Source organism: Arthrobacter sp. ISL-69 (genome assembly GCF_018613775.1).
GTDB lineage: Bacteria > Actinomycetota > Actinomycetes > Actinomycetales > Micrococcaceae > Arthrobacter.
In genome coordinates this window covers 23145-45953 of the sequence record NZ_JAGGPO010000022.1, presented here as the reverse complement: position 1 = coordinate 45953, position 22809 = coordinate 23145, and the positions used below count along the sequence as shown (strand labels likewise).

Sequence of the window (22809 nt, the reverse complement as noted above, 5' to 3'; positions counted from 1 at the left end):
GCAACTTTCCAAACTTACCCGGCTTCAAGACTCAAAGCAAATCAGCGTTTCCGCGATCCGCCGGTCATCAAGACCAACCCCGCCGTCGCACAGCACGCCAAGTGGCGAACCGTTTTTCAGGCTGTTTAGAAGGGGATTTGGCCGCCTTCGGTAACCAGCATCTCGCCGGCCCCCTCTCGGCGACTTAGAAAACAATACACCTACTTTGGCCCCACCGCAAACCCTCCCCGGTATGGGTGCCAGCCCCCGCCAATCCGGGCCAAAACAGCCATCGGCTGCACTTTCCGCCGCGTCGGCGCCGTTCTTGGTTTCTGTGGGCTGTGTCACCGCGCCCGGACCCGGCGCGGGAACCTGGCGGCGGAAGCCTGTACCAGCGTCGCCCCGGAACCCTGCCCGGCAGCGCCCGCCAAGGTTAAATGCAAGAAGGGCCGGCAACCGTGAGGTTGCCGGCCCTTCTTAGACCGCTGGAATCAGCAGTGCTGGCTTAGCAGCAGTGTTGAATTACCAGGAAGACTTGGTGATGCCCGGGAGCTCACCGCGGTGAGCCATGTCGCGGAAGCGAACACGGGAGATACCGAACTTCTGGAAGGTACCGCGCGGACGACCATCGATGATGTCGCGGTTACGCAGACGTACCGGTGAGGCGTTGCGGGGCAGCTTCTGCAGGCCGAGGCGTGCAGCTTCGCGTGCCTCGTCGGTCGACGCGGGGTCAACCAGGGCCTTCTTCAGTTCGAGGCGCTTTGCAGCATAGCGCTCGACGATGACTTTACGCTGTTCGTTCTTAGCGATCATTGACTTCTTAGCCATAGTGCTTAGCGCTCCTCTCGGAATTCGACGTGCTTACGGATGCGGGGGTCGTACTTCTTCAGAACCATGCGGTCCGGGTCGTTACGACGGTTCTTGCGCGTGACGTAGGTGTAACCCGTGCCAGCGGTCGACTTGAGCTTGATGATCGGACGTACGTCCTTGTCCTTAGCCATTAGAGCTTCACTCCTCGTGCCAGGATGGCGGCTACGACTACGTCGATGCCACGCACGTCGATGGTCTTGATGCCACGTGCAGAGACCTGCAGGGTGACATTACGGCGCAGGGACGGAACCCAGTAGCGCTTCTTCTGGATGTTCGGGTCGAACCGGCGCTTGTTGCGGCGGTGCGAGTGCGAAATGCTGTGTCCAAAGCCCGGCTCGGCTCCGGTCACCTGGCAGTGTGCTGCCATGACGACTCTCCTCATGAAAATAAATGAAACGGTCCGCAGCGTTCCGCGTACCGTGCGACAGGGGGCGTCTGCATCCAGCGTTCACATCTCGGGTGTTCCGCAGGCGTGGACATCCGGCGAGAGCCGGCTGTCTTCCGCACTGCGGCGAAGATGATTGGCCACAAGTACCGGGCAGAGGAATCCACTGCGAAGTACCGGGATGCTGGGCGAATACAGGAGTGCACGCAACTTGAGCCCCTAACTACCGGCCTTGAGGACTGCCATCATTGAGGACAGATCCCGCCAACCGGAGCAATTGCACACGCTCCGCGCCACCTAGCGCCTACCAAGTCTACGAGCTTGACTAATTAAAGGCCAATCGGGTAACCGTCAATGCCGCCCACGGGTGTATAAGCCCGCCGCCCTCACCGTTCCGAAGTCACATCGGCACCGCAGCCTTTTCACAGCAGAATGAAAGGGTGCCGCCGGAGTCTTGAGGCATGAACACAGAGCTCCTGCCGGCGTTGGCCGCCAGTCCTCGGGCCGCAGATGCCCGGGGCACCATCAAAGCCAGGCACCGCCGTCGGCTGTTTCACGCCGACCTGCTGGTAACTGTTGCCTGGGCGTCCGTGGCTGCTGCGGTGGCTTTGTGGCTGGCCGACGGCGGAGCAACAGGATTCTCGACGCTCGCCGGATCATTTACCGCCCTGGGCATTGTGGCCGGGCTGGCCGGCATGGACTTGGTCCTGCTGATGCTGCTGCTGGCGGCACGGATTCCGCTCATTGACCAGACCGTCGGCCACGACCGCGCCCTGGAATTCCACCGGAAGCTCGGCAAACCGTCACTCTACCTCCTGCTGACGCACGGAATCCTGATCGCCATCGGCTACGGGATGGCCGAAGGGCTGGATCCCGTCAGCGAAGCCGTGTCCCTTTGGGTGCTGGTACCGGATATGTGGCTTGCCTATATCTCCATGGGGCTGTTCATCGCCGTCGTGGTGACATCCCTCGTGGCCGTCCGCCGTCGTTTTCCCTACGAGTTCTGGTACGCCGTGCACCTGCTGACGTATGCCGCAGTCGCAACCTCCCTTCCCCACCAGTTCAGCGTGGGCGGGCTGTTCGCTGAAGGGACGTGGCAGCGCTGGTATTGGCTGGCTGTGTGCATTGCAACAGGCGCAACCCTGCTGCACTACCGTGTCCTGGAACCCGTCATTGCAACGTTCCGGCACCAGCTCACGGTCAGCCGCGTGGTGACGGTGGCGCCCGGTGTGGTCAGCATTGAGATGCACGGGCTAAACCTCAACGAACTGGCCGGAACCGGGGGCAGGTTCTTCATCTGGCGGTTCCTGGCCCGCGGCCTGTGGTGGCATCCGCATCCGTTCAGCCTCTCCGCCGAACCGCTCCAGTTCGATGCTTCGGGGCGGGGCCTGTTGAGGATCACCGTCCGCAATCTTGGGCGGGGATCGGCCCAACTCGCCGGGCTGAAGCCCGGAACCAAGGTGGCGTTGGAGGGGCCCTACGGAATCTTCAGCACGGCCGCCCGGAGCCGGGACAAAGTGGTGATGATCGGCGCCGGCATCGGCATCACGCCGCTGCGCGCGCTGCTTGAGTCGACGCCGTTCACGCCGGGGCAGGCGACCGTGATCCTCCGGGGCCGCAGCGAGCAGGAACTCTACCTCGGCGACGAAATCCTGGACCTTTCCCGGCGCCGCGGCGCCACGCTGTTCCACCTGACCGGTGCCCGCTCGGGACGGCACGCGGACAGTTGGCTTCCTGACCATGCCACCGACGCCGGCCACCGGCTGACGGATTACGTGCCCGGCATCGCGGATGCGGACGTCTACGTCTGCGGGCCGGCAGCGTGGGCACGGAACGTGCTCATGGAGGCCCGCGCCGCGGGCGTCAAGGAAGACCAGCTCCACTACGAAAGGTTTGACTGGTGAGAATACGGGCAGCAGTATCCGCAGCACTTGCCTCGGCCGGGATCCTCCTGGCCGGCTGGCAGTCGGGCACCTATGTGGAGGACGCCGGGAGCGCCGCGGCAAGCACATCGGCCGGGACAACGGGCACGGCCGCGGAACCCACAACCGGTGCCACGGCGAATGCCGGCGGAACCTACGCGGGCAGTGTGGCGCAGACCAGATTCGGTGCCGTCCAGGTGCAGATCACCGTGAAGGCAGGGTCCATTACCGACGTCGAGGCCCTGCAGCTGACCGACGACGACCGCAAGTCCATCCAGATCAGCAACCGGGCAGCACCCCTCCTCAGGGCCGAAGTGCTCGCTGCCCAGTCAGCCGACGTGCAGACGATCGGAGGCGCCACTGTGACCAGTGACGCCTACCTGAATTCCCTCCAGGCGGCCATCGATGCTGCGAACCTCTGATCTCCCGGGCGCCGCGCTCCAGGAGCCGGTTCCGAAAGAGAGCCGGCCGGCGCTGCAGGCGAGGACATTCAACTGCATGGGAACGGTCATCAGCCTGACCCTGCCCTCAGCCTCGGGTGAGGATGAGCTGGTGGCCGCCACCGCCGTCGTCGAACGGCTCTTTGCGGGCCTGGACGAGACGTTCAGCCTGTACCGTCCCGAATCGGAGGCGAGCCGGCTGGCACGGGCTGAGATCAAACTGCCCGACACCTCGGAAGACATGCGCCGGCTCTATGCCGATGCGGTTGGCTGGAGGCTGGCCACTGAAGGTGCCTTCAGTCCAGAGCGGCCCGACGGCGTCCTGGACCTTTCCGGAATCGTCAAGGGACATGCCATCAAGGAAGCCGGAACATCCCTGTTGGCGCTGGGCCTGCGCGACTGGTGCCTGAACGCCGGCGGCGACGTGCTGGTCAGCGGCTCGCCCGGGTCCTCGAGCGTGGTGCCCGCAGGCGTGGAACCCGGGAACAGGGAGCCGTGGCGGGCCGGGATTGTGGATCCGGAGGACCGCCGCACGCTGATTGCCGGTTACCGGCTGGGCGGCCAGGCCGGTGCGGATCTGGCACTGGCAACATCCGGCTCAGCTGAACGGGGAGACCACATCTGGACCGCGGGAGCGGGCAGCCTGCTCCGTACAGGATCGGCGGCGTCCGTGTTCCGCCAGGTATCAGTGGCTGCGGCGGACATCGTCACGGCCGACGTGCTGGCGACGGCGATCGCGGCCGGCGGGCTGCCGATGCTCGACCGCGCCACGGACGGGTGGGACATTGAGGTGCTGGCCGTGCGCGCCGACGGCGAACTCCTCGCGACGCCGGGCTTCCGGCGCTAGCTTGCGGTGGCGCTAGAGGCGGGTGAGCGCCGGGTACCGAGGCTCGAGGCCGTCGCCCGAAGACTTGCCCGTGACCCGGCGCATCACCCACGGGCCCGCGTGCTCCCGCACCCAGCGCGCATTTGAGCGGATTGCTTCGGCCCGGCTGAGCTCGGGCACAGGTGTCATCGGCGGCACTTCGATGGAGTGGTTGTGCTCAAGGACTGCCAGGACCCTTTTGGCCATGTTCGCGTGGCCGGCAGCGGACATGTGCATCCGGTCCTTGGCCCACATGCCCCAGTCGTAGTACTCGCTGAAACGCCAGTAGTCCACCAGCAGCGCGCCGTGGTCACCTGCGATCCCGCGGACCAACTCGTTGTAGATGGCAGTGCGGCCGCGCATGGTGCCGAAAATCTTGGAACCGCGGGCGTCAAAGCCCGTAAACATCACCACAGTGGCGCCGGTGGCGCTCAACTTGCGGATACCGGCGTCGTACTCCTCCAAAAGGCCGTCTATATCGATCTTGGGGCGGAAGATGTCGTTGGCCCCCGCGTAAATGGTCACCAAGGAGGGTTTAAGTTCGACGGCGGCGTCCACCTGCTCGGCCATGATCTGCCGGAGTTTCCTCCCGCGGATGGCCAGGTTGGCGTAGCCGAAGGAAGGGTCAGCCGCGCCGAGTTGCTCCGCCACCCGGTCCGCCCAGCCGCGCACACCGTTGGGCCGGTCCGGATCGTCGTCGCCGAGGCCTTCGGTGAACGAATCTCCAAGGGCTACGTAGCGGGCGGCAAAATCCATATCGATAGTCTGCCACCTGTTGCCGGGAGCAACAAAGCGGGACGGCCGGGGCTCCGGGCAGGAAAGTCAGGACTCGCGCAGGATCCAGTGATCAGAGTCCAGGCGGCCCACGATCTTCTCGCCAATGCGGGCCAGGTCAGCAACATCGCGTTCGGACAGTGCGTCAAGGAACAGGGAACGGACAGCTTCCACATGACCTGGCGCGAGCTCCACGATGGTGGCCATTCCGGCGTCGGTCAGGTGGGCGGTGGTGACGCGCGCGTCGCGCGGATGCGGCTGGCGTTCCACCCAGCCCCGGTTCTGCAGCTTGGTGACCACATGCGACAAGCGCGACAGCGAGGCGCTGGTGCGGGCGGCGAGTTCGCTCATGGGCAGGAAGCGGCCTTCCGCTTCGGAGAGCATGGCGAGCACGTTGTAGTCGAAGAGCGAAAGTTTGCCCGCCGCGTGGAGTTTCGTGTCCAGCGCTGCCGGTAACAAGGTATTAATGCTGAGCTGGGCCAGCCAGGCACGGCGTTCGTCGGCGTTGAGCCAGCGCGGTTCGGTCATGGATACATCCTAGATTGCGGAACCGGTAGGCTGACCGCATGTACGTAGTCTCCCTGACCTACAAGGTTCCCGAAGAGATCGTCGATTTCCATCTGAAGGCGCACGTCGAGTGGCTGCAGGACGCCTTCGACCAGGGCATCTTCATTGTCGCCGGCCGAAAAATTCCCCGCACCGGCGCTCTGCTGCTGTCCAATGCGGACCGTGCCAGCCTGGATGCGTCGCTGGTCAAGGACCCCTTCTACACGAACGGGGTGGCGGAGTTCGACGTCGAGGAATTCCACGCCGGCAGGGTGGCACCGGGCTACGAGAACCTGCTCGATAGCTAGCTCTTCTTCGGTGCCGCGTCCGGCGACTTTGCCGTCAGTTTCTTCAGTCCACCCTTCCGCGGCACCTTCACCGGTTCCGGCCAGCGCGGGCTGAGGCTGTCCCCGAGGGTGACGCCGCGCAGCTTGCGACCAAAGAGCGGCAACACCCAGTCGTGCACCCAGCGCCGCTGCAGCTGTTCCCACTCCCGCAGGGTGAGCCTCGCTGGCGGCTCCCACTCCAAGGGACTGATCTTGTGCGGCACGCCCAGATGGTCCAGGACCTGCGCGGCAAGGTATTTGTGGCCTGCCTTGGACATGTGCAGACGGTCCGAATCCCACATCCGCCGGTCATGGAACGCATCGAAGCACCAGTAGTCCACCAGCACGGCGTTGTACTTGGCCGCGATTTCCCGGACCCGGCGGTTGTAGGCCGTGTTGCGCTTCTTCAGGGGCTCCAGGACGGCGGACACCTTGACGTCGAAACCTGTGAACAGCACCACCGTGGCACCCGTGGCGGCGAGCCGGGACACCAGGGTTTCATAGTCGGCCATGAGCGCATCCACATCGGTTCCGAAGTCGAGGATGTCGTTGCCGCCGGCATACAGGGTCACCAGTGTGGGCTCCATGGCCAGCGCCGGCTCCAGCTGCTCGTCGATGATGTGGCGGAGCCTCTTGCTGCGGATGGCAAGGTTCGCGTACTGCCACCCCGGTTCGGCCTTGGCCAGCTTCTCCGCCACCCGGTCAGCCCAGCCGCGCACGCCATTCGGCAGCCGCTTGCTGCGGTCCCCCACGCCCTCGGTGAACGAATCCCCCAAGGCAACAAACCGCCGTCGCCCTTCCCGGTCCGGAAGCAAAGGAAATGAACCCACCCCGGCACCCTACCCACCGAAAGAAACGACAGGGTTAACGGCCAGCCACAGGAAGTGCAAGAGCGTTTGCGATTGAGCGACAGGAAGTGCGAGAGCGTGCCAAGAAAACGCGCAGGAACTGAGAGAGCGTTGGAGTCAGCGGGGAAGCCGGCGGCTGAGGCGGAGGAGGAGCGGACCGCGCTGGAGGCTAGACCTCGGCTTTCCCCTGACGCCAGTAGCCCATGAAGGCGACCTGCTTGCGGTCGATCCCGACGTCGCGCACCAAGTACCGGCGCATGTCCTTGATGACTCCTGCTTCGCCGGCAATCCAGGCGTAGAACGGCATGGCGCCTGCGGGCATCCCGGGGTTCTTCGTGGCGGCGATGGCTGCGGTTTCCATCCTCGCGGGCGTCTCCCAGAGGATGTCCTGGTCCACGTCCACGTCTTCCGGTTCCGGGCCGGCGCCGCCGGAGGCTGATTTGATGCCGACCCAGCCCGGCTCGGGAACAGCGGCGCGGACGGCTTCCTGCAGGAGTTCGCCGTGCGGACGTGAGCGCCCGATGGAGGCGCCGCGCGCAAGCCAGGTGATCTCGACATCGGCATCCGACTTCAGGTCCAGGAAGTCGCCGGCCTCGGGGACCTCAAGGAACGCGTGCCCGGTCATGTAGGCCGGGAGGCTTTCCAGGATGGCACTGATGGCGGGAACAGCGGTTTCGTCACCTGCGAGCAGCACCCGCTGGGCCAGGCCCGGCCGCCATTCGATGCCGGAGTAGATCTCGGCCGTGACGCAGTGCGCGGCCCGGTTGTTGGGTCCGATGAGGGTGAGGGCGTCCCCGGGCTTGGCGTTCAGGGCCCAGTTTGCCGCGGGACCGCCGTTGCCCGCGGAGTCGAAGTGCATCACGAAGTCCACGTCGATCTCGGGGTAGACGGCGTCGAGCCGTTCCTGGCGCACGGTGTAGGTGCGCATGGAACCGCGGGTCGCGGGATCCATGGCCAGCCATTCGCGGTACCAGCCGGACTGCTCCATCTGGAAAACCGGAAGCGGCAGTTGGGTGCCGTCCTCGGCAAGGGACGGGATCATCAGCTTGACGCGAAGGTCCAGGGTTCCGCCGTGGACGCCGAAGTCACGTAGGGAGTACCCGCCCAAGGTGATGCGGCGGAAGTTGGGGCTGAGTTCCTGAACGGCGGAGACCGTCACGTCGAACGCCAGGGTCATGGGTTCGGTGGCCGGCTGGTCCCTGACCGCCGAATTCGCACGGGTCCCGTTTGCACGTCGTGCCCGTGCCTGGCTGATGTCTACTGCTTTGCTGTCGGCTGCATTGCTGTTAACTGCCCTCATAGGACCAACTCCAGGGTTGTGGTTTCGGCTTTTGGGAAATCAGTGTGGTGCCGGCCGAGCGGAATGATCAGCGGCGTGCCGGAAATGGGGTCGGGAAGCACCCGCGAGTCCAGGCCGAACACGTCCCGGACCAGGTCCTCAGTGACCACGTCGGTGGAGGCGCCCTCGGCCACGATCCTGCCGCCCTTCATGGCGATCACGTGGTCCGCGTAGCGCGCCGCGAGGTTCAGGTCGTGCAGGACGATGGCCACGGTGGTGCCCCGCTTGCGGTTGAGGTCCGTGATCAGGTCCAGTACTTCCACCTGGTGGGCGAGGTCCAGGTAGGTGGTGGGTTCGTCCAGGAGCAGCACCTCGGTCTCCTGGGCCAGTGCCATCGCGATCCAGACCCGCTGGCGCTGGCCGCCGGACAGTTCGTCCACGTTGCGCCCGGCGAGTTCCAGCGTTTCGGTGGCCTCGAGCGCGCGCTGTACGGCGGCGTCGTCGTCCGTTGACCAGCTGCGGAAGAAGCCCTGGTGCGGGTAGCGCCCGCGTCCCACCAGGTCGCGGACGGTGATGCCGTCCGGGGCGGTGGGATGCTGGGGCAGGAGGCCCAGGGTCCGGGCCACGTCGCGGGCGGAGCGGGCGTGGATGTCCTTGCCGTCCAGTGTCACAACGCCGGCCGCCGGCTTCAGCAACCGGGACAGGCCGCGGAGCAGCGTGGACTTGCCGCACGCGTTGGCGCCCACGATCATGGTCACTTTGCCTTCGGGGATCTCCGCGTGCAGCCCTTCAACCACGGTGCGCTGGGCATATTTAAGGGTGAGGTCCGTGGCGCGTAGAACAGCCATCTCAGGCATCCTTTCGGTTGGAAGTGACCAGCAGCCACAGCAGGAACGGGGCGCCAAGTGCGCCGGTGATCACGCCTACCGGCAGGACGGTGCCGTCCAGCAGCAGGGGGGCGATGTTCGCGGCGAAGTAATCCGCGGCCAGCACGATCAGTGCTCCGACGAGGGCCGACGCCGGGAGGCTGGCTTTTGCGGTGAAGCGGCGGGCGATGGGTCCGGCCAGGAAGGCGACGAACGCGACCGGGCCGGCTGCCGCCGTCGCCACTGCCGCGAGGGCCACGGCGACGACCACCACGGCCAGCCGGGTAAAGCCGACCCGGATGCCGAGCCCGGCAGCAGCGTCATCGCCCAGCTCCAGGATGCGCAGGGGGCCGGACAGGGCAGCCACGGCAGGGACGAGGACCAGCAGGGCCAGGCTGAGGACTCCGGCGCGGTCCCAGTTGGCGGAGTTGAGGGAGCCGTTGAGCCACACCAGGGCGTCGGCCGCCGTGCGGATGTCCGCCCGGGTCATGAGGAAGCTGACCACGGCGTGGAGCGCGGCGGCGATGCCCACGCCCGCCAGGATCAGCCGGCTGCCGGCCGCGTTGCCGCTGTTCCCGCCGCCCGACCCCAGTGACCCGCCCCGCGAGATGCCATAGATGAGCGCGGCAACACCCAGGGCGCCGGCGAGGGCAGCGCCGGAGACCACGGCGCCGGACGCTCCGAAAACAACGATTGCCGTGACGGCGGCGGCGCTGGCCCCGTAGCTGATGCCGATGACATCCGGGCTGGCCAGCGGATTGCGAAGCATGGTCTGGAAGAGGCCGCCGGCGAGGCCGAACGCGGCACCGATCATGGTGCCAATCACCGCCCGGGGGAGCTTGTTTTCCATCACTATGAAGCTTGCGCCGGGGATTTTCTGGCCGCCGGTGAGGTGGGCGAGCAGGATCTTGAAGAAGTCGGGGATCGTCACGGTGTAGCTGCCCAGCAGCACACTCACGGCGAAAAGGACCACAACGGTGAACGCCAGGACGGCGGTCCGGTTCAGGACGGTGCGGCTCAGCATGCTGGCGCGAACCGGCAGGCAATGCCCTGTTTCCGCGGTTTTGAGGGCATTATCTGCCCGTTCGCGCCCGAGGGAGGCGAGGTCTGACTTGCTCACAGCCCGGCCCCCTTCCCGCGACGGACCAGCCACACGAAGACGGGGGCGCCCACGAGGGCGGTCATGATGCCCGCCGGGACTTCGCCGGGCAGGAGGATCACGCGGCCCAGGATGTCGGCGGACAGCAGGAGCACCGGGGCCAGGACGAGGGAAAAGGGCAGGATCCAGCGGTAGTCGGGCCCGGTCAGGAATCGGACGGCGTGCGGGATGACGAGACCCACGAAGCCGATGGGGCCGGCGAGGGCGGTGGCGGCTCCGCACAGCAGGACGATGCCGAGGGCGGTGACACCGCGGACCAGCCCTACCCGCTGTCCCAGACCGCGGGCGATGTCGTCACCCAGGGCCAGGCTGTTCAGGATCCGGCCGGTGGCCAGCACAATGCCCGCACCAAGAATAAGGAACGGCACGCCGGGCAGCACCACTGACCAGTCTCGCCCGGCGATTCCGCCCACCTGCCAGAACCGGAACCGGTCCAGGGTGTCCTGGCTCGAGACCAGGATGACGTTCATGAGCGAGTAGAGTCCCGCGCTCAGGGCGGCGCCCGCAAGGGCAAGCTTCACCGGCGTCGCACCGTCCCGGCCCAGCGAAGCGACCAGGTAGACGACTGCGGCAGCGGCCGCGGCGCCGATGAAGGCGAACCAGATGTAGCCGGCCAGGGAAGAGATTCCAAAGACGTAAATGCCGGTGACCACTGCCAGCGCGGCTCCGGCGTTGACCCCCATGATGCCGGGGTCGGCCAGCGGGTTGCGGGCCACACCCTGCATGGCGGCGCCGGCCAGGCCGAGGGCCCCGCCGGCGAGCAGGCCCAGGACGGTGCGCGGGATGCGCGCATGGACCACGGCGTGATCACCGTTGGTGGGATCAAACTGCGTCAGCGCCTGCCACACGGTTTCCAGGGGAAGCCCGCGGGCACCGACGGCCAGTGACACTGCGGAAACGACAACAAGTACGACGACGGCGGCCAGCAGCCAGGCGGTTTGCTTGCCTGCTGCGCTTTTGCCGGCGCGAACGGGCAGTTGCGGCCCCTGTTCAGGCGTTTTGAGGGCCTCAACTGCCCGTTCGCGCGTGGTGCCGGGGGCCGGGGGTGCGCCGGGCGCACTACCGGCGGCCGCCGTCGTCGTACTTTTCGTCATGGAAAGGCTGTTACTTTACTGCGCCGGTAACTTTGTCCGCCGCGCTCGCCAGCTGCGGCAGGAAGGTGTCCAGCGACCACGGCAGGCTCAGCGGCGAGGAGGCCGAGATGGACAGCGTGAGGGTGTTGTCCGAGTCAGCAACCAGGGCGCCGCTCTTGATGGCCGGGATCTGGCCCAGCAGGGGGTCCGCCTTGATGGAATCGGTGGTGGCGGCATCCGGAACCCAGGTGACAAAGATGTCCGATTCGAGTTCGTTCGCCTTCTCAGCGGACCACGGGATGAAGAACTCCTTGGAGCCCTTCGAGTTGTCCTCAACGACCGGGGCCAGCTTCATGCCGATCTCGCTCAGGAAGCGGGGGCGGTTGTCGTTGGCGGTGTAGACGTTGACGCCGTCGCTCTTGGCCGGTTCCAGGTTGCCGTAGATGAAGCTCTTGTCGGCCAGCTGCGGGTACTTGGAGACCTTGTCCTTGATGGTGGATTCGGTGTCGGAGACCAGCTTGGTGGCCTCCGCTTCCTTGCCCAGGGCCTTGCCGATGATGTTCGTGGAGTCCTGCCAGGAGGTGCCGTAGGCGATCTCGGGGTGGGCCACGACCGGTGCAATCTCGCTGAGCTTCTTGTAGTCCTCCTCCGTAAGGCCGGAGTAGGCACCCAGGATGACGTCCGGGTTGAGCTTGGCGATCTCAGTGAAGTTGATCCCGTCAGTCTCGGAGAACTGGACCGGAGCCTTCTCGGTGCCGAAGCCGGCGCCCAGCTCTTCCAGCTTGGCGTCCTTCCACGGCGTGGAGCCCTTGTCGTTGCCGCCCCATTCGTTCTTGGGGACGCCCACGGGAACAACGCCCAGGGCCAGGGCAACATCGTCGTTAACCCAGGAAACCGTGACCACGCGCTGGGGCTGGGACTTGATGGTGGTCTCGCCGAAGACGTGCTTGATGGTGACGGGGAAAGCAGCCGATGCGGCCCCGGTCGACGCCGGAGCGGTGGTGGCGGGCCCAGTGGAGCAGCCGGTGAGTGAAAGGGCGACGGCGGCCAGGGTGACCGTCGCGGTGCCTGCGGTCTTCAGCAGGGCGCGGCGTGGGAGAAGGGTAGCCACGGGACTCCTTAAGTAGGTGATGCGAACCCGAGTAAGGCTAGCCTATCCTTCTGTGAATTAAGTAAGGTTTGCGTAACGTAATTGTCTCAATCCTCCCGCGGGACCGCATTGGCGGGCAAAAGTGGCGCGTCACACGGTGAAATTGGTTGATGCCGCGCGGTGAACGATGGTTCACTTCTAGGAGAGTAAACGCGCGTTCACCCCTTGTGGCCGCCTCCATGCCCAGAAGGTCCCGCCCCATGTCCCAACCCCGCAGCAGATCCCTGTCCCCCGGCGCCATTACGGCGGTCCTCGCACTGAGCGGCACCGTGGTGGCGCTGATGCAGACCCTCGTGGTGCCGCTCCTTCCGGATTTTCCCAAGATCCTGGGCGTGACTGCCGACGACGCGTCCTGGCTTGTGACGGCGACCCTGCTCTCCAGCGCCGTGGCTACCCCGATCGTGTCCCGGAGTGCGGACATGTACGGGAAGCGGAAAATGATGGTGATCTGCCTGGCCATCATGGTGGCCGGCTCCATCGTTGCGGCGGTCGGCGGCAGCTTCCTCTGGCTCATCGTCGGGCGGGCGCTGCAGGGATTCTCCTCGGCCCTGATTCCGGTGGGCATCAGCATCATGCGCGACGAACTTCCCAAGGAAAAAATGGGGTCCGCCGTCGCCCTGATGAGCGCCACGCTGGGCATCGGCAGCGCCCTGGGCCTCCCTCTCGCCGGACTGCTTTACGAAAGCCTGGGCTGGGAATCCATCTTCTGGGTATCCGGCGCCGCCGGCACCCTGCTGCTGGCCGCCGTCGTACTGGTGGTCCCCGAATCCAAGGTGCGCACCCCCGGCCGGTTCGACTACCTCGGCGCCGTGGTTCTGTCCGCGGCCCTGGCGGCACTGCTGCTGGCCATCTCCAAGGGCGGATCGTGGGGCTGGGGTTCCGAGCCGGTGCTGCTACTGTTCCTTGCCGCCGCAGTCCTCCTGGCCATCTGGCTGCCGTACGAACTGAAGGTCAGCCAGCCGATGGTGGACCTCCGCACGTCCGGCCGGCGCTCCGTCCTCCTGACCAACCTGGCGTCCCTGCTGGTTGGCTTCGCAATGTTCGCGAACATGCTGCTCACCACCCAGCAGCTTCAGTTGCCTGCCTCCACCGGCTACGGTTTCCAGCTGAGCGTCATCACGGCAGGCCTCTGCATGGTTCCCTCCGGCCTGGCCATGGTGGTTTTCGCACCCGTTTCCGGCGGCATCATCAGGCGGTTCGGCGGGAAGTCAGCTCTGATCTCGGGCGCGGCCGTCATGGTGGTGGGCTACGTGGGCCGCGTCTTCTTCTGGGATTCCATCACCTCGGTAATCATCGGCTCCACGGTGGTCAGCATCGGCACGGCAATCGCCTATGCGGCAATGCCCACCCTGATCATGGGTGCCGTTCCCATCACCGAAACAGCCTCGGCCAACGGCCTGAACAGCCTGGTGCGGTCCATCGGAACCTCGACGTCGAGTGCAGCCGTCGCTGCGGTCCTCACGTCCGTGACCATCACCGTGGGATCCACCCGGCTGCCGTCCTTCGAGGCGTTCAAGGATGTCTTTTGGCTGGCTGCCCTCGCGTCTGCGGCGTCTATGGTGGCTGCGGTGTTCATTCCCCGGGCCGCGGCCGCCGCGAAGGCCGTGGTCCCGGTGCCGGCTGCCACCGAACTGGTGGTGCAGGGCCGTGTCCTCACGTCCGACCGCCGCACCGTTACTCCCGCCGTCGTCACCGTCCTGCAGACCAGCGGCGACCCGGTGGACTGGAGCCGGGTGGACAGCGACGGCAACTATTCGGTGGCGCTGCCCGGCGCCGGCAAATACCTGATGGTGGCCAACGCCGCCGGCTGGGCGCCGATGGCGGAGGTGTTCGATTTCGACGGCCGCACGCTTCAGCAGAATTTCCACCTGGACCACCGCCTGGAGCTGGCCGGAACCGCCACCGTGGGAGGCGCAGTCCTTCCGGACGCCGTGGTGACGCTGCTGCAGGCCTCCGGCGAACACGTGGGCACCACCACCACGGACTCCCGGGGCCGGTATGCACTGCCGCTGCCCTTGGCCGGCCGCTACATCGTGACCTTGCTGCATCCGGAGACCCACCAGGCCATGGCCCGGAAACTCGCTGTGGACAACCGCTCCGTGACGGCGGACTTGGCGATGGACGCTCCGGCCGGACAGCTGGTGGACGCATGAGCGCGGGCAGTCCTGCGGTTCGTGCAGGTGGCGCCGGCGCCGGCCGCGACGGCGTTTCCAGCCGCGACGCCATCCTGGATTCCGCCGGCAGGATGTTCGGTGAGCGCGGCTACCGCGGCGTGACCGTCCGCGACATCGCCTCCGACGCCGGTGTTTCCGCAGCGCTGGTGATGAAGCTGTACAGCTCCAAGGAAAAGCTGTTCGCCCAGGCCAAGCCGGACGAATCGCTGCTGTCCGACCTCGACGTGCCGGCCGCAGAACTGGGCAGCGCCCTCGTGTTCCGCGTGCTGATGCGCCGGGAACGCGGGCTGAAGGAGCCGTGGGCCATGCTTCCGTTCATCATCCAGGACTCCCCCACGCCCGACGACGCCCGTGCCGAAACGCGCGAACGGTACCTTTCCAGCATTGCCGGCCTCCTGAAAGACACGACGCCGGAGCGGCGTTACGCTTCCACCGTGGTGGCGCTCATGACCGGGTTCGGCGAGGCGGTGCGCACGCTCGGCATGTTCGAAGGCTGGGACTTCGACGAACTGGTGGCCCACTACGGGGCGATCGTCCAGGCGCAGGTCGACGCCTGCCGGGCCGCCTGCCCCTGACACCCCCAACGCTCTCTCACTTCCTGCGTCCCTTTCCCGAACGCTCTCTCACTTCCTGCGTCCCTTTCCCGAACGCTCTCTCACTTCCTGCGTCCCTTTCCCGAACGCTCTCTCACTTCCTGCCGCCCTTCCCCCAACGCTCTCTCACTTCCTGCGTGTGGCAGCGTTGCCGAGATGTCGCGGATTTGGGAGGATGGCGAGGCGGGCCACTGGCGCCCGGCCAAGAGGCGGTTCGGATCGGACCGGCCGGGAACGAGGGGATGAGCATGCTGAAGACCATTGAGGTCATCGCAGCCGTGGGAAGCGGGGCGGCCGCAATGGCCTGCTTTGCGTCCGCAGCGACGTCAGCCTTCCCGCACCGGATCTGCCAGTAGTCGACCCGACAAACAATGCCCACGAATGGGCCTTCTTTAATGTGCGCGGATTCTGCTGACACGGACCGTCATTTCCCCCATGGGACCACACGACTTCGAAGGCTCACCACCATGCAAAAAATCACTGCCCAGCAGATCCGTTCATCCTTTGTAAATGCGAGCCGTTCCGAGGCTGCCAAGCTGACCTTGCCCCGGACCTTCGACACGCTGAACTGGGACAGCCTGGACTTCCTCGGGTGGCGGGACCCCAAGATGCCGCTGCGCGGGTATCTCGTTCTGCCTCGGCCCGGAGACCTCACCGGGATCATGCTTCGTGCGCCCGAAGGCGGAGCAAGGAAAAGCCGTTCCGTGCTCTGCGAACTCTGCCGCGACGTGTTCTCCAAAGATGACGTGCTGATGTGGGTTGCCAAGCGTGCCGGACAGTCCGGCAGGGACGGCAACACCGTGGGGACGCTCATCTGCGCCGATTTCCTCTGCTGCGACAACGTCCGCGGGGAGCCACCGGCCAACGAGATCAACCCGGACCCTGCCGCCGTCGTACTTCGGCAGATCGACGGACTGACAGCCCGGACCGGCCTGTTCCTGGACCGGGTGCAGGGACGCTAGCGACGCAGCTACGTCCGCCTCAGCCGCGGACGCTCCCTCACCTCAAGTGAGAGAGCGTCCGTGGAAACCCTGCGAAAAGTGAGAGAGCGTCGGCCGTTTCGCCGCAGGAAGTGAGAGAGCGTCCTGATGGGCGGGCCGGGTTGAGGTCCCGGGTTATGCGCGTGGGCGTTAGCGCAGCACGATGTCCACGGGGTTCGCCTCGGACCTCCACTGCCCCTCGGCACCGACGCGCGGCCCGATCACGGGAGCAGTCAGGACACCGGAGCGGTTGGTGCGCTTGTCCCGCAGGATCTCCGTGACGGAGCCCAGGTGCCGGGACAGGTCGATCACGTTCTCCGGGGCGGCCAGGAGCAGCTGGAAGCCGAATTCGTGCAGCGCCTTGATGCCGGCGCCCGCGAATTCCTCCGAGGCCAGGACAAACGCCTCGTCCATCATCACGGTGCCGTACGTGGTGAAGCCCTGCTCGGCGATTCCCAGCTGGTAGCTGAGGGCCGCGGCCATGATGAACGCAGTGAAGCGCTGCCGCTCGCCGCCGGACATGGAGCCTGTATCCGCGTGCATGAACACGTCGGTCCGCTTGCCGCGCTTCTTGCCCGAGGCCGGGTCAACCACTTCGCGGTGCTCCTTGCACTGGATGAACAGGTGCCCGCGCACGTCCAGCACCTCGGCACGCCAGCGCCGGTCCTCCGGGGTCTGCGAACCCAAACGCTTCACGAGCGTTTCCAGCGACTTGTAGCGGTTGGTGAGCTCGCCGTCGTCGTCCGTTTCTGTCCCTGCGGCTGACGTCTTGGCGTGCCGCGTGTGCCGTATCCTCAGCGCATTCTGGATGGCGTCCTTGAACTGCTTCGCGGTGGGTGGGAGGGTCTGCTTGATGTCGAGTTCCAGGAAGCTGCCCTCATGGAAATTGACCTCGGACAGGATGCCGTTCAGCGGCAGGATACGGCTGGTGATTGAGCGGCGCTCCTCATCCAGCAGGTGCAGCAGCGTGCTGAACGATTCGTGCGTGCGCTGGTTGAAGAACTGACGGAACTCGGCCTCCTGCGCGGGAAGGCCGTCGCTGACAATGGCGTGGTAGCGGGCCTCGAACTCCCCAGCGGCGCCGATGGACGTGCCGTGGTCCGCGGAAATCGACGTGCCCCATTCACGCACAAAGCCCTCGAAAATGCGGGTGAGGCGCTCCGAGGTGGCCTGGCCGCGGGACTCGGCGGTGTGCAGCTCGGCCAGGAGCCGGGTCCGTACCTCGTTGGCCAGGTTGTCCAGCTCATGCATTTCGGAGACCTCACCGAACGCGGCGAAGTACGGTTCCAGCGCCGTCACGGTGGACTCCGACGGCGGCGTCTGGCCAAGGCGCGTGCGCGCGGCTTCCAGCAGCGAATCCCTGGCGGTGAGCTGCCGGTCCAGCGCCTTGTATTCACTCTGGAGAACGGCTGCGGCTTCCGTGCTGGCCTGGTGCTTCTGCCTGGCCACTTCGATGTTGGCCCGCAACGGTTCCAGGTCAGCCTGCGCGGCGAGGGCATCCTTGAGGCGCTGCTCGATCTTTCCGAGTTCGTCCTCCGCCACTGCCGCAGAAACCTGCTCCCAGGGCCGGTGGTCCTCGGCGATCCGGCGCAGCGCGTCCAGCTGCCGGGTCATGCCCTGGTGAGACTCTTCGCGGCTTCGCGCGAGCTCGGCGGCCTTCGCGAGTTCCTGCTGCAGATCCTCCACCTGCGTGGCCACGAGTTCCAGCTTCGAGGCGTTGTCGAAGCCGAGGACGTAATCCTGCCTGCTCGTGAAGCGGTCGTCCTTCTCCACGGTGTGGCGGTTGCGCTTGACCACGCCGCCCAGGCTCAGGCCCTTGTCCAGCCTGGCCAGTTCGTCCGGGTCCTCGACGCACGGGTACGCGAAGTCTACGGCGATCCGCTCACGGATCCACTGCCCGGCGTCGGCGGCCGGCCCCGTGGTGAGGATGTCCAGCTTGGTCAGCAGCTCGCCGTCGGCCACGTCCTCCACGGCCAGCGCACCTCCGGGCAGCGGCTTGGACACGTCAACGGCGCGGAGTGCACCGCGGACGGAGTTGCCGTTGAGGTAGCGGGTGACGGCGCCGAAGTGTTCGCCGGGAACCAGCAGCGTGGTGGCCAGGTTCCGCAGCGCGCGCTCGGCGGCCGGCCGCCACTGGTCCTCCCCCTCGGCGAGGTCGATGAGCTCGCCGCCGAACGGCATCTGCTCTTCGGGCACGCCGGTCGCCGCGGCGATCGCGGTCCGGTTTTCAATGCTCGACGGCGGCAGCAGGGACTTGCGCGTCTTCAGCGAGACGAGCTCCTGCTGGGCCGCCGCAAGTTCACGTTTCTTCGCGGCGTGGCCGTCGAACGCCTCAAAGCGCAGCTCCTTGAGCGCCTCCGAGTCGCCCTGCAGTTCAGCCGTACGTGCGGCGGCGTGTGTGTGGGCCTGCTCCCAGCCCTCCGCTGTCCACTCGAGGTCCAGTCCGGCCTCGGCCAGGGCCTGGCGCGCGGCTTCCTCGACCTGCTGGCGCAGTTTGAGCCCCACCCGGGCGTTTTCCAGGGACTGCTCGATCGCCGAGATCGCGTTGCCGCCCTGGTTGTTGTAGTCCGCTTCCAGCTGCCGCAGATCCTTGGCCAGGCCGTCCCGGACCGCACGCTCTGCGGCCAGCTCCTTGGCCTTTGCCTGGGCGAGGTCCTTGTACCGGACCAGGGTCTTCTCGTGGACCGTGACTGCGAGCTGCTGCTTGTAGGCATCGAACTCTTCGCCGGCCAGCTCCCGCAGCCGGTTCGCGTCCAGCAGGGACTGCGCGTACTCCTTGTTCAGGCCGGGCACCGGAGCCAGCTGGTCACGCTGCTGCCGCACATCCTCCAGCCGCTGCCGGATGGACATCAGGTTGCTGAATTCCTCGACGACGTCGTCCGCCGCGGCCAGCGTGGCCGGCGCGTCGAGCACCTGGTCGCGGAAGAAAGTGTTGACGCTCCCGCCCAGCCCCTTACCGGCCTGGATCACGCGGAGCAGCGGCAATGCCTGGTCCGAGTTGATGCCCAGCAGCCGGCGGAAACGCTCCGCGAACGCCTTGTGCACATCGAAGACCTGCGCGTCCGGGAAGAGGGCATCGAGGGAAGCCTTGGTAAAGCGCTTCTCCGCAATGCCGTCCACAGCCTCCATGTCCAGCGGCTTGTTGTCGATCAGGTAGAACCGGCCGACGTTCGACTCTGTGCCGTTCTTGGGCAGGTCGAACAGCGCTGACACCGTCACCTTCGTGCCCGCTGCGTTATCGAACGTCAGGGCGACGGCGGACCACATGGCTTCAGGGCGCTGGAAGGCACTGGCAGAGCCCTCGCCCACGGCCTTGTCGCCCACCTTGCCGCGCATGTACGTGAACGTGGTCCTCTTGTCCTCCACGGCACCGGAGCGCTGCGCCGCGGCCTCGTTCGAACGCGGCCGGGCGTCGAACACGCGCAGCATGGCGTCGAAGAGCGTGGATTTGCCCACGCCCGAATTACCGGTCAGCAGCGTGCCGTTGCGGTCCACGTGCATGGTGTGTGCCCCGTGGAACGTGCCCCAGTTGACCACCTGAACCAGCGCCAGCCGCATCTGGCCCGGGTTGGTGAGCTCGCCCATCGGCAGCATGGTTGCGATGCTCACTTGGTGTCCTCTGCTTCGTTGGTTGCCGGTTCGGGTGACGACGACGGAGATACCGCCCCCGCAGCGGCATCGGCGTCGTCGCTGTCCTCCTCCGCGGAGCTGTCGCCGTCGAGCTCTATCAGCGCTTCCGTACCGGTGGGGTCTGCCGTGGCTGCTACCAGCGCCTCTATCTGGGCGGGGATGTCGCCGATGTTTTCGAAGGGGAGGGCCAGCGGGAGGGCGTTGGAGATGGTGTAGACGTCGTCGAGGCCGGTGGGGATGAGGAGCTGGCGGGCCAGGAGCTTGGTGATGGCGCGGTTGACCACGTCGGAGTCCCGCAGCGCGTCCTGCTGGCCGGACGGCTGGTAGTGGGCCACCAGCTCGGCGATCTCCTCTTTTGTGATCGTCGGATCCGTCTGCGCCGTGACGTGGCGGTCCAGGAGGAGCCTCAGGCGCAGCAGCACGATGGTCTCCACCCGGCTCAGCGCACGCTGCTGGCGGAGGATGCTGGAGCGGGTGCCGCCGCCGATGGCGTCTGGATCCACCGGGCGCAGCACTGCCACCTTCCGTTCGTGGTCAAGCTGGAGCGTCAGGAAAAGCTCCGACAGGCGGCTGCGGAGGATCAGCTGGTTGTCCAGCAGCGTCGTCCACAGTTTCTCGTCCCGGCCGCCGTCGATGTACGGCCCCTTGAGCAGCTTCACCAAAGCCTGGCGGACCTTCATCGGCAGCACGCCCGTATCTCCAGGGAACAGCGCGGCGCCGTCCACGAAGGTGTCCCGCGGGGTGACCGTAAACGGGTCTGCGTAGGTGTGTTCAGGCGCTGAGGGGGCTTCCGGGGTTTCGACGGGCTCGACCACCGGGGCTGCCGTCGTCGTCATCTCTTCAGTCATCGTCAATCCTTCTTGAGGGTGACCACCGGCAGGAATGCCTTGCGGGTGGTTCCGTCTATCTGTTCGAAGTCGATGGCGTCCCAGCCGGCGCGGTCGAAGCCGGCGCCGTCGTGCAGTGCGTGGGACAGCAGCGCGCGGATGGAGTTGATGTGGCGTTCCTCCGGCGGAAGCTGCTCCCATGCCTCCGGCAGAGTGGCGGCTCCGGCGAGCGCGGCGCGGACTGCCGCCGGCTTAGCCTTCCCCGTGCGCGGCGAGCGCACGCGGTCGGAGTCGCTGAAGGCAATGGGGTCGGCGAGCTTGGGCGGCGCCGCGAACTCGTCGGGGTCGAAGAGCTTGACCATGGACAAGGACTCGAATCCGGCATTGAAGAGCACCGGTCCCGGCACCAGGCCCGGGCGTTCCCGCTCGTAGGGCAGGGAGCGGATGGCCTGTTCAGCCTCGCGGAGCACCTTGCGGAGCCGCACGGACTGGCGGAAATCGTCACTCTGGACGTAGGTGTTGAGGCTTTCGCTGAGCTTGCCGTAGATCCGCTGGATCTGGCTGTGCTGGGTGCGGAGTTCGGCCACCAGGTTCTTGAGGGTTTCACGGTCCTCGTGGCTGAGGTCGTCCGCGAACTGGCGGCTGAGCACCTCGCCGATCGCGGAACGGAACCGCAGCTGCTGCTGGGGGTCATCCAGGAACGCCGTGAATGAACGGAACGTCCTGCCCTCGGGGCTTTGCCGGAGCCGTTTGTCCGCCTCCAGCACCTGCGCCATGGTGGCGCCCTTGCTGAGGGACTCCTCGATGATCTGGTTGCGGAGTTCGCCCACCAATTCCTCGATCCGGTCACGCATTTTCTTGTAGTCCGCCGGGAGGCTGGCCGCGAGGTCCAGGATGTTTCCGGCGGCCTCCACGGCCTCGTCGTCGTCCAGGAGCCCATCGAAGTCGCCGGAACTGATGTCCTCGATGAGCTGCTGCCGTTCCTCGATCTCGTCCTCGAGGGACTCCAGCCGCGCGGTCTGGTCCGGGTTGGTCTCATTGGCGAGCTTTTCGACATCGCCCAGCAGCGTCCCCAGCCGGGATCCGTTCAGGGTGGAGCGTTCGCTGGAGAGGCTGTCGAGGAAGGCAAGGACGCGGGCCGCGGGCTCGGTGACTTCGTAGACGATCTGCCCCGACTGGTTGCGGCGGGTCAGGAAACTCTTACGGGTCCATTCGTCACCGAAGGACTTTCCGTTGGCGGCGCCACCCAGTCCCGGGTCCTGCCGGCGGAGCTGCTCAAGGAAGGCGTCGACGTCGGCGTGGAATTCTTCCAGCGGGAGCTGCGGACGGGCGCGGGTAAAGGATGCCTGCAGGACGGCGATAACCCACGGCGCGGACCGAGTGAGGGCCCAGGCCGGCCCTTTGGTGAGGAGTTCGAGGTCCCGGAGCCGGGCACTGATCGCGTCCGCGGAGGACGGGGCGGATCGGGACACACACTCTCCTTCAGCTGCCTCGGAACTCGTTGGGCAGCGGAAAACCCGAAAACTGCCAACTACAAGGTTAACGCAGTAGCCGGTGGGGCTGCTCCGGTTGGCCCGGCCCGGCCCAGGCCCTGTTACGGGTGTTACTGGTGGGGTTTCAGTGACCGCGCCGTGACCTACGGGCCGGTAGCATTGCGATCCCGTATCAACGGCCCCCGCCACGGCGTCGGACTCTGGTTGACGTACGCGGCGCACCCTACGCTCGTGCTACTTGATCCAACCAGGCAATGACGCAGGGGGAAACCATGCAGTTCGATCTCAGCGCAGTAGAGACAGGCACTTTCGTGTTCATCGGAACGCTCGTGTTTGGCCTGCTGATCGTGGGTTTCATGATGTCGGCCGCATTCGTGGCAATGGTGATGGTGGGGGTGGGCCGCTTTGCGTGGTTCGTCATAGCCGGCACGCTCCTGGGACTGGTCCACGGCATCAACCATCTTTGGGTCCGTCTTGTGCACCACGCCTCCACCGTGGAACTCCCCGGCGACTTTCAGGGGCAGCCAGCCCCTAGCACGGGAACTTACCCGCGGGTAGCATTGAGGGACAGCTGAAGGGTTCCCCACCCAAGGCGGACCCAGGGCTCGAGCCGGCCTCGCCGGTTAGAGG

General features: G+C 66.3%; 22 protein-coding genes. 8 read left to right on the top strand and 14 right to left on the bottom strand.

All coding sequences use genetic code 11. The features are described 5' to 3' along the window. Nucleotides 1-501: 501 nt before the first annotated feature. The 3 genes from rpsN to rpmB are packed head-to-tail and all read right to left on the bottom strand — an operon-like array spanning nucleotide 502 to nucleotide 1216. Nucleotides 502-807: a 30S ribosomal protein S14 gene (rpsN, locus tag J7I79_RS16905; RefSeq protein WP_011693742.1), complete on the bottom strand. Its 306-nt coding sequence runs from the start codon at nucleotides 805-807 to the stop codon at nucleotides 502-504. A 5-nt stretch (nucleotides 808-812) separates the two neighbouring features. Continuing rightward, nucleotides 813-980: a 50S ribosomal protein L33 gene (rpmG, locus tag J7I79_RS16900; protein WP_011693743.1), complete on the bottom strand. Its 168-nt coding sequence runs from the start codon at nucleotides 978-980 to the stop codon at nucleotides 813-815. Next, on the bottom strand, nucleotides 980-1216 hold the full coding sequence (gene rpmB, locus J7I79_RS16895; protein WP_011693744.1) for a 50S ribosomal protein L28: 237 nt from the start codon (nucleotides 1214-1216) through the stop codon (nucleotides 980-982). Before rpmB ends, rpmG begins: the two co-directional genes overlap by 1 nt. Nucleotides 1217-1695: 479 nt before the next feature. On the opposite strand from rpmB, the gene J7I79_RS16890 reads away from it, so the two are divergent. The 3 genes from J7I79_RS16890 (at nucleotide 1696) to J7I79_RS16880 (ending at nucleotide 4443) form a co-directional block, all read left to right on the top strand. Further along, nucleotides 1696-3138: a ferric reductase-like transmembrane domain-containing protein gene (locus tag J7I79_RS16890; protein ID WP_214955134.1), complete on the top strand. Its 1443-nt coding sequence runs from the start codon at nucleotides 1696-1698 to the stop codon at nucleotides 3136-3138. Then, nucleotides 3135-3578: an FMN-binding protein gene (locus J7I79_RS16885; RefSeq protein WP_214955132.1), complete on the top strand. Its 444-nt coding sequence runs from the start codon at nucleotides 3135-3137 to the stop codon at nucleotides 3576-3578. Before J7I79_RS16890 ends, J7I79_RS16885 begins: the two co-directional genes overlap by 4 nt. A gap of 76 nt (nucleotides 3579-3654) precedes the next feature. Continuing rightward, the gene (locus J7I79_RS16880; RefSeq protein WP_214955130.1) at nucleotides 3655-4443 is read left to right on the top strand and encodes an FAD:protein FMN transferase; all 789 of its coding nucleotides are present in this window, start codon (nucleotides 3655-3657) and stop codon (nucleotides 4441-4443) included. A 12-nt stretch (nucleotides 4444-4455) separates the two neighbouring features. Here J7I79_RS16880 and J7I79_RS16875 read toward each other — a convergent pair whose 3' ends face one another. Beyond that, nucleotides 4456-5217: an SGNH/GDSL hydrolase family protein gene (locus J7I79_RS16875; RefSeq protein WP_214955128.1), complete on the bottom strand. Its 762-nt coding sequence runs from the start codon at nucleotides 5215-5217 to the stop codon at nucleotides 4456-4458. Nucleotides 5218-5283: 66 nt separating this feature from the next. After that, complete coding sequence (locus tag J7I79_RS16870) at nucleotides 5284-5763, bottom strand: MarR family winged helix-turn-helix transcriptional regulator (RefSeq protein ID WP_104176016.1); 480 nt, start codon at nucleotides 5761-5763, stop codon at nucleotides 5284-5286. Nucleotides 5764-5801: 38 nt separating this feature from the next. On the opposite strand from J7I79_RS16870, the gene J7I79_RS16865 reads away from it, so the two are divergent. Then, nucleotides 5802-6089 carry a YciI family protein gene (locus J7I79_RS16865; protein ID WP_214955126.1) on the top strand — a complete coding sequence of 96 codons (288 nt, stop codon included), beginning with the start codon at nucleotides 5802-5804 and terminating at the stop codon, nucleotides 6087-6089. On the opposite strand, the gene J7I79_RS16860 is transcribed toward J7I79_RS16865, so the two are convergent. The 6 genes from J7I79_RS16860 to J7I79_RS16835 form a co-directional block, all read right to left on the bottom strand. Further along, the gene (locus J7I79_RS16860) at nucleotides 6086-6937 is read right to left on the bottom strand and encodes an SGNH/GDSL hydrolase family protein (protein ID WP_214955124.1); all 852 of its coding nucleotides are present in this window, start codon (nucleotides 6935-6937) and stop codon (nucleotides 6086-6088) included. The two genes, J7I79_RS16865 and J7I79_RS16860, sit on opposite strands and share 4 nt — an antisense overlap. 187 nt (nucleotides 6938-7124) lie before the next feature. Then, entirely contained in the window at nucleotides 7125-8132 is a 1008-nt protein-coding gene (locus J7I79_RS16855; protein WP_214955144.1) for a siderophore-interacting protein, read from the bottom strand. A 119-nt stretch (nucleotides 8133-8251) separates the two neighbouring features. Then, nucleotides 8252-9082: an ABC transporter ATP-binding protein gene (locus J7I79_RS16850; protein WP_214955122.1), complete on the bottom strand. Its 831-nt coding sequence runs from the start codon at nucleotides 9080-9082 to the stop codon at nucleotides 8252-8254. 1 nt (nucleotide 9083) lies between these two features. After that, a complete protein-coding gene (locus J7I79_RS16845) occupies nucleotides 9084-10124 on the bottom strand; it encodes an iron chelate uptake ABC transporter family permease subunit (protein ID WP_214955142.1) in 1041 nt (346 codons plus the stop codon). 92 nt (nucleotides 10125-10216) lie between these two features. Continuing rightward, nucleotides 10217-11353 carry an iron ABC transporter permease gene (locus J7I79_RS16840; protein ID WP_214955120.1) on the bottom strand — a complete coding sequence of 379 codons (1137 nt, stop codon included), beginning with the start codon at nucleotides 11351-11353 and terminating at the stop codon, nucleotides 10217-10219. A gap of 10 nt (nucleotides 11354-11363) precedes the next feature. Further along, nucleotides 11364-12443 carry an iron-siderophore ABC transporter substrate-binding protein gene (locus tag J7I79_RS16835; RefSeq protein WP_214955112.1) on the bottom strand — a complete coding sequence of 360 codons (1080 nt, stop codon included), beginning with the start codon at nucleotides 12441-12443 and terminating at the stop codon, nucleotides 11364-11366. 239 nt (nucleotides 12444-12682) lie between these two features. Between J7I79_RS16835 and J7I79_RS16830 the strand changes: the two genes are divergently transcribed. From J7I79_RS16830 to J7I79_RS16820, 3 genes are all read left to right on the top strand, one after another. Continuing rightward, nucleotides 12683-14635 (top strand): MFS transporter, encoded by a 1953-nt coding sequence (locus J7I79_RS16830; protein ID WP_214955110.1) that lies wholly within the window; start codon nucleotides 12683-12685, stop codon nucleotides 14633-14635. Further along, nucleotides 14632-15231, top strand: a complete 600-nt coding sequence (locus J7I79_RS16825; protein WP_214955102.1) for a TetR/AcrR family transcriptional regulator — start codon at nucleotides 14632-14634, stop codon at nucleotides 15229-15231. Before J7I79_RS16830 ends, J7I79_RS16825 begins: the two co-directional genes overlap by 4 nt. Nucleotides 15232-15716: 485 nt before the next feature. Next, entirely contained in the window at nucleotides 15717-16211 is a 495-nt protein-coding gene (locus J7I79_RS16820; protein WP_214955100.1) for an FBP domain-containing protein, read from the top strand. 168 nt (nucleotides 16212-16379) lie between these two features. Here J7I79_RS16820 and J7I79_RS16815 read toward each other — a convergent pair whose 3' ends face one another. From J7I79_RS16815 to J7I79_RS16805, 3 genes are read right to left on the bottom strand one after another with little or no spacing between them, the layout of a single operon-like run. Beyond that, nucleotides 16380-19838: an ATP-binding protein gene (locus J7I79_RS16815; protein ID WP_214955098.1), complete on the bottom strand. Its 3459-nt coding sequence runs from the start codon at nucleotides 19836-19838 to the stop codon at nucleotides 16380-16382. Continuing rightward, nucleotides 19835-20707: a DUF4194 domain-containing protein gene (locus tag J7I79_RS16810; protein WP_214955096.1), complete on the bottom strand. Its 873-nt coding sequence runs from the start codon at nucleotides 20705-20707 to the stop codon at nucleotides 19835-19837. The genes J7I79_RS16815 and J7I79_RS16810 overlap by 4 nt, the downstream gene beginning before the upstream one ends. A gap of 2 nt (nucleotides 20708-20709) precedes the next feature. Then, complete coding sequence (locus J7I79_RS16805) at nucleotides 20710-22158, bottom strand: DUF3375 family protein (protein ID WP_214955094.1); 1449 nt, start codon at nucleotides 22156-22158, stop codon at nucleotides 20710-20712. 293 nt (nucleotides 22159-22451) lie between these two features. Here J7I79_RS16805 and J7I79_RS16800 point away from each other — a divergent pair, with 293 nt between their 5' ends. Continuing rightward, nucleotides 22452-22754 carry a hypothetical protein gene (locus J7I79_RS16800; protein ID WP_214955092.1) on the top strand — a complete coding sequence of 101 codons (303 nt, stop codon included), beginning with the start codon at nucleotides 22452-22454 and terminating at the stop codon, nucleotides 22752-22754. Nucleotides 22755-22809 lie beyond the last annotated feature (55 nt).

Excerpts from the sequence above, each read along its gene's own strand:
- rpsN (WP_011693742.1), bottom strand. The coding sequence starts at position 807 with ATGGCTAAGAAGTCAATGATCGCTAAGAACGAACAGCGTAAAGTCATC.
- rpmG (WP_011693743.1), bottom strand. The coding sequence starts at position 980 with ATGGCTAAGGACAAGGACGTACGTCCGATCATCAAGCTCAAGTCGACC.
- rpmB (WP_011693744.1), bottom strand. The coding sequence starts at position 1,216 with ATGGCAGCACACTGCCAGGTGACCGGAGCCGAGCCGGGCTTTGGACAC.
- J7I79_RS16890 (WP_214955134.1), top strand. The coding sequence starts at position 1,696 with ATGAACACAGAGCTCCTGCCGGCGTTGGCCGCCAGTCCTCGGGCCGCA.
- J7I79_RS16880 (WP_214955130.1), top strand. The coding sequence starts at position 3,655 with ATGGGAACGGTCATCAGCCTGACCCTGCCCTCAGCCTCGGGTGAGGAT.
- J7I79_RS16875 (WP_214955128.1), bottom strand. The coding sequence starts at position 5,217 with ATGGATTTTGCCGCCCGCTACGTAGCCCTTGGAGATTCGTTCACCGAA.
- J7I79_RS16870 (WP_104176016.1), bottom strand. The coding sequence starts at position 5,763 with ATGACCGAACCGCGCTGGCTCAACGCCGACGAACGCCGTGCCTGGCTG.
- J7I79_RS16865 (WP_214955126.1), top strand. The coding sequence starts at position 5,802 with ATGTACGTAGTCTCCCTGACCTACAAGGTTCCCGAAGAGATCGTCGAT.
- J7I79_RS16855 (WP_214955144.1), bottom strand. The coding sequence starts at position 8,132 with ATGACCCTGGCGTTCGACGTGACGGTCTCCGCCGTTCAGGAACTCAGC.
- J7I79_RS16850 (WP_214955122.1), bottom strand. The coding sequence starts at position 9,082 with ATGGCTGTTCTACGCGCCACGGACCTCACCCTTAAATATGCCCAGCGC.
- J7I79_RS16845 (WP_214955142.1), bottom strand. The coding sequence starts at position 10,124 with ATGCTGAGCCGCACCGTCCTGAACCGGACCGCCGTCCTGGCGTTCACC.
- J7I79_RS16840 (WP_214955120.1), bottom strand. The coding sequence starts at position 11,353 with ATGACGAAAAGTACGACGACGGCGGCCGCCGGTAGTGCGCCCGGCGCA.
- J7I79_RS16830 (WP_214955110.1), top strand. The coding sequence starts at position 12,683 with ATGTCCCAACCCCGCAGCAGATCCCTGTCCCCCGGCGCCATTACGGCG.
- J7I79_RS16825 (WP_214955102.1), top strand. The coding sequence starts at position 14,632 with ATGAGCGCGGGCAGTCCTGCGGTTCGTGCAGGTGGCGCCGGCGCCGGC.
- J7I79_RS16820 (WP_214955100.1), top strand. The coding sequence starts at position 15,717 with ATGCAAAAAATCACTGCCCAGCAGATCCGTTCATCCTTTGTAAATGCG.
- J7I79_RS16810 (WP_214955096.1), bottom strand. The coding sequence starts at position 20,707 with ATGACTGAAGAGATGACGACGACGGCAGCCCCGGTGGTCGAGCCCGTC.
- J7I79_RS16800 (WP_214955092.1), top strand. The coding sequence starts at position 22,452 with ATGCAGTTCGATCTCAGCGCAGTAGAGACAGGCACTTTCGTGTTCATC.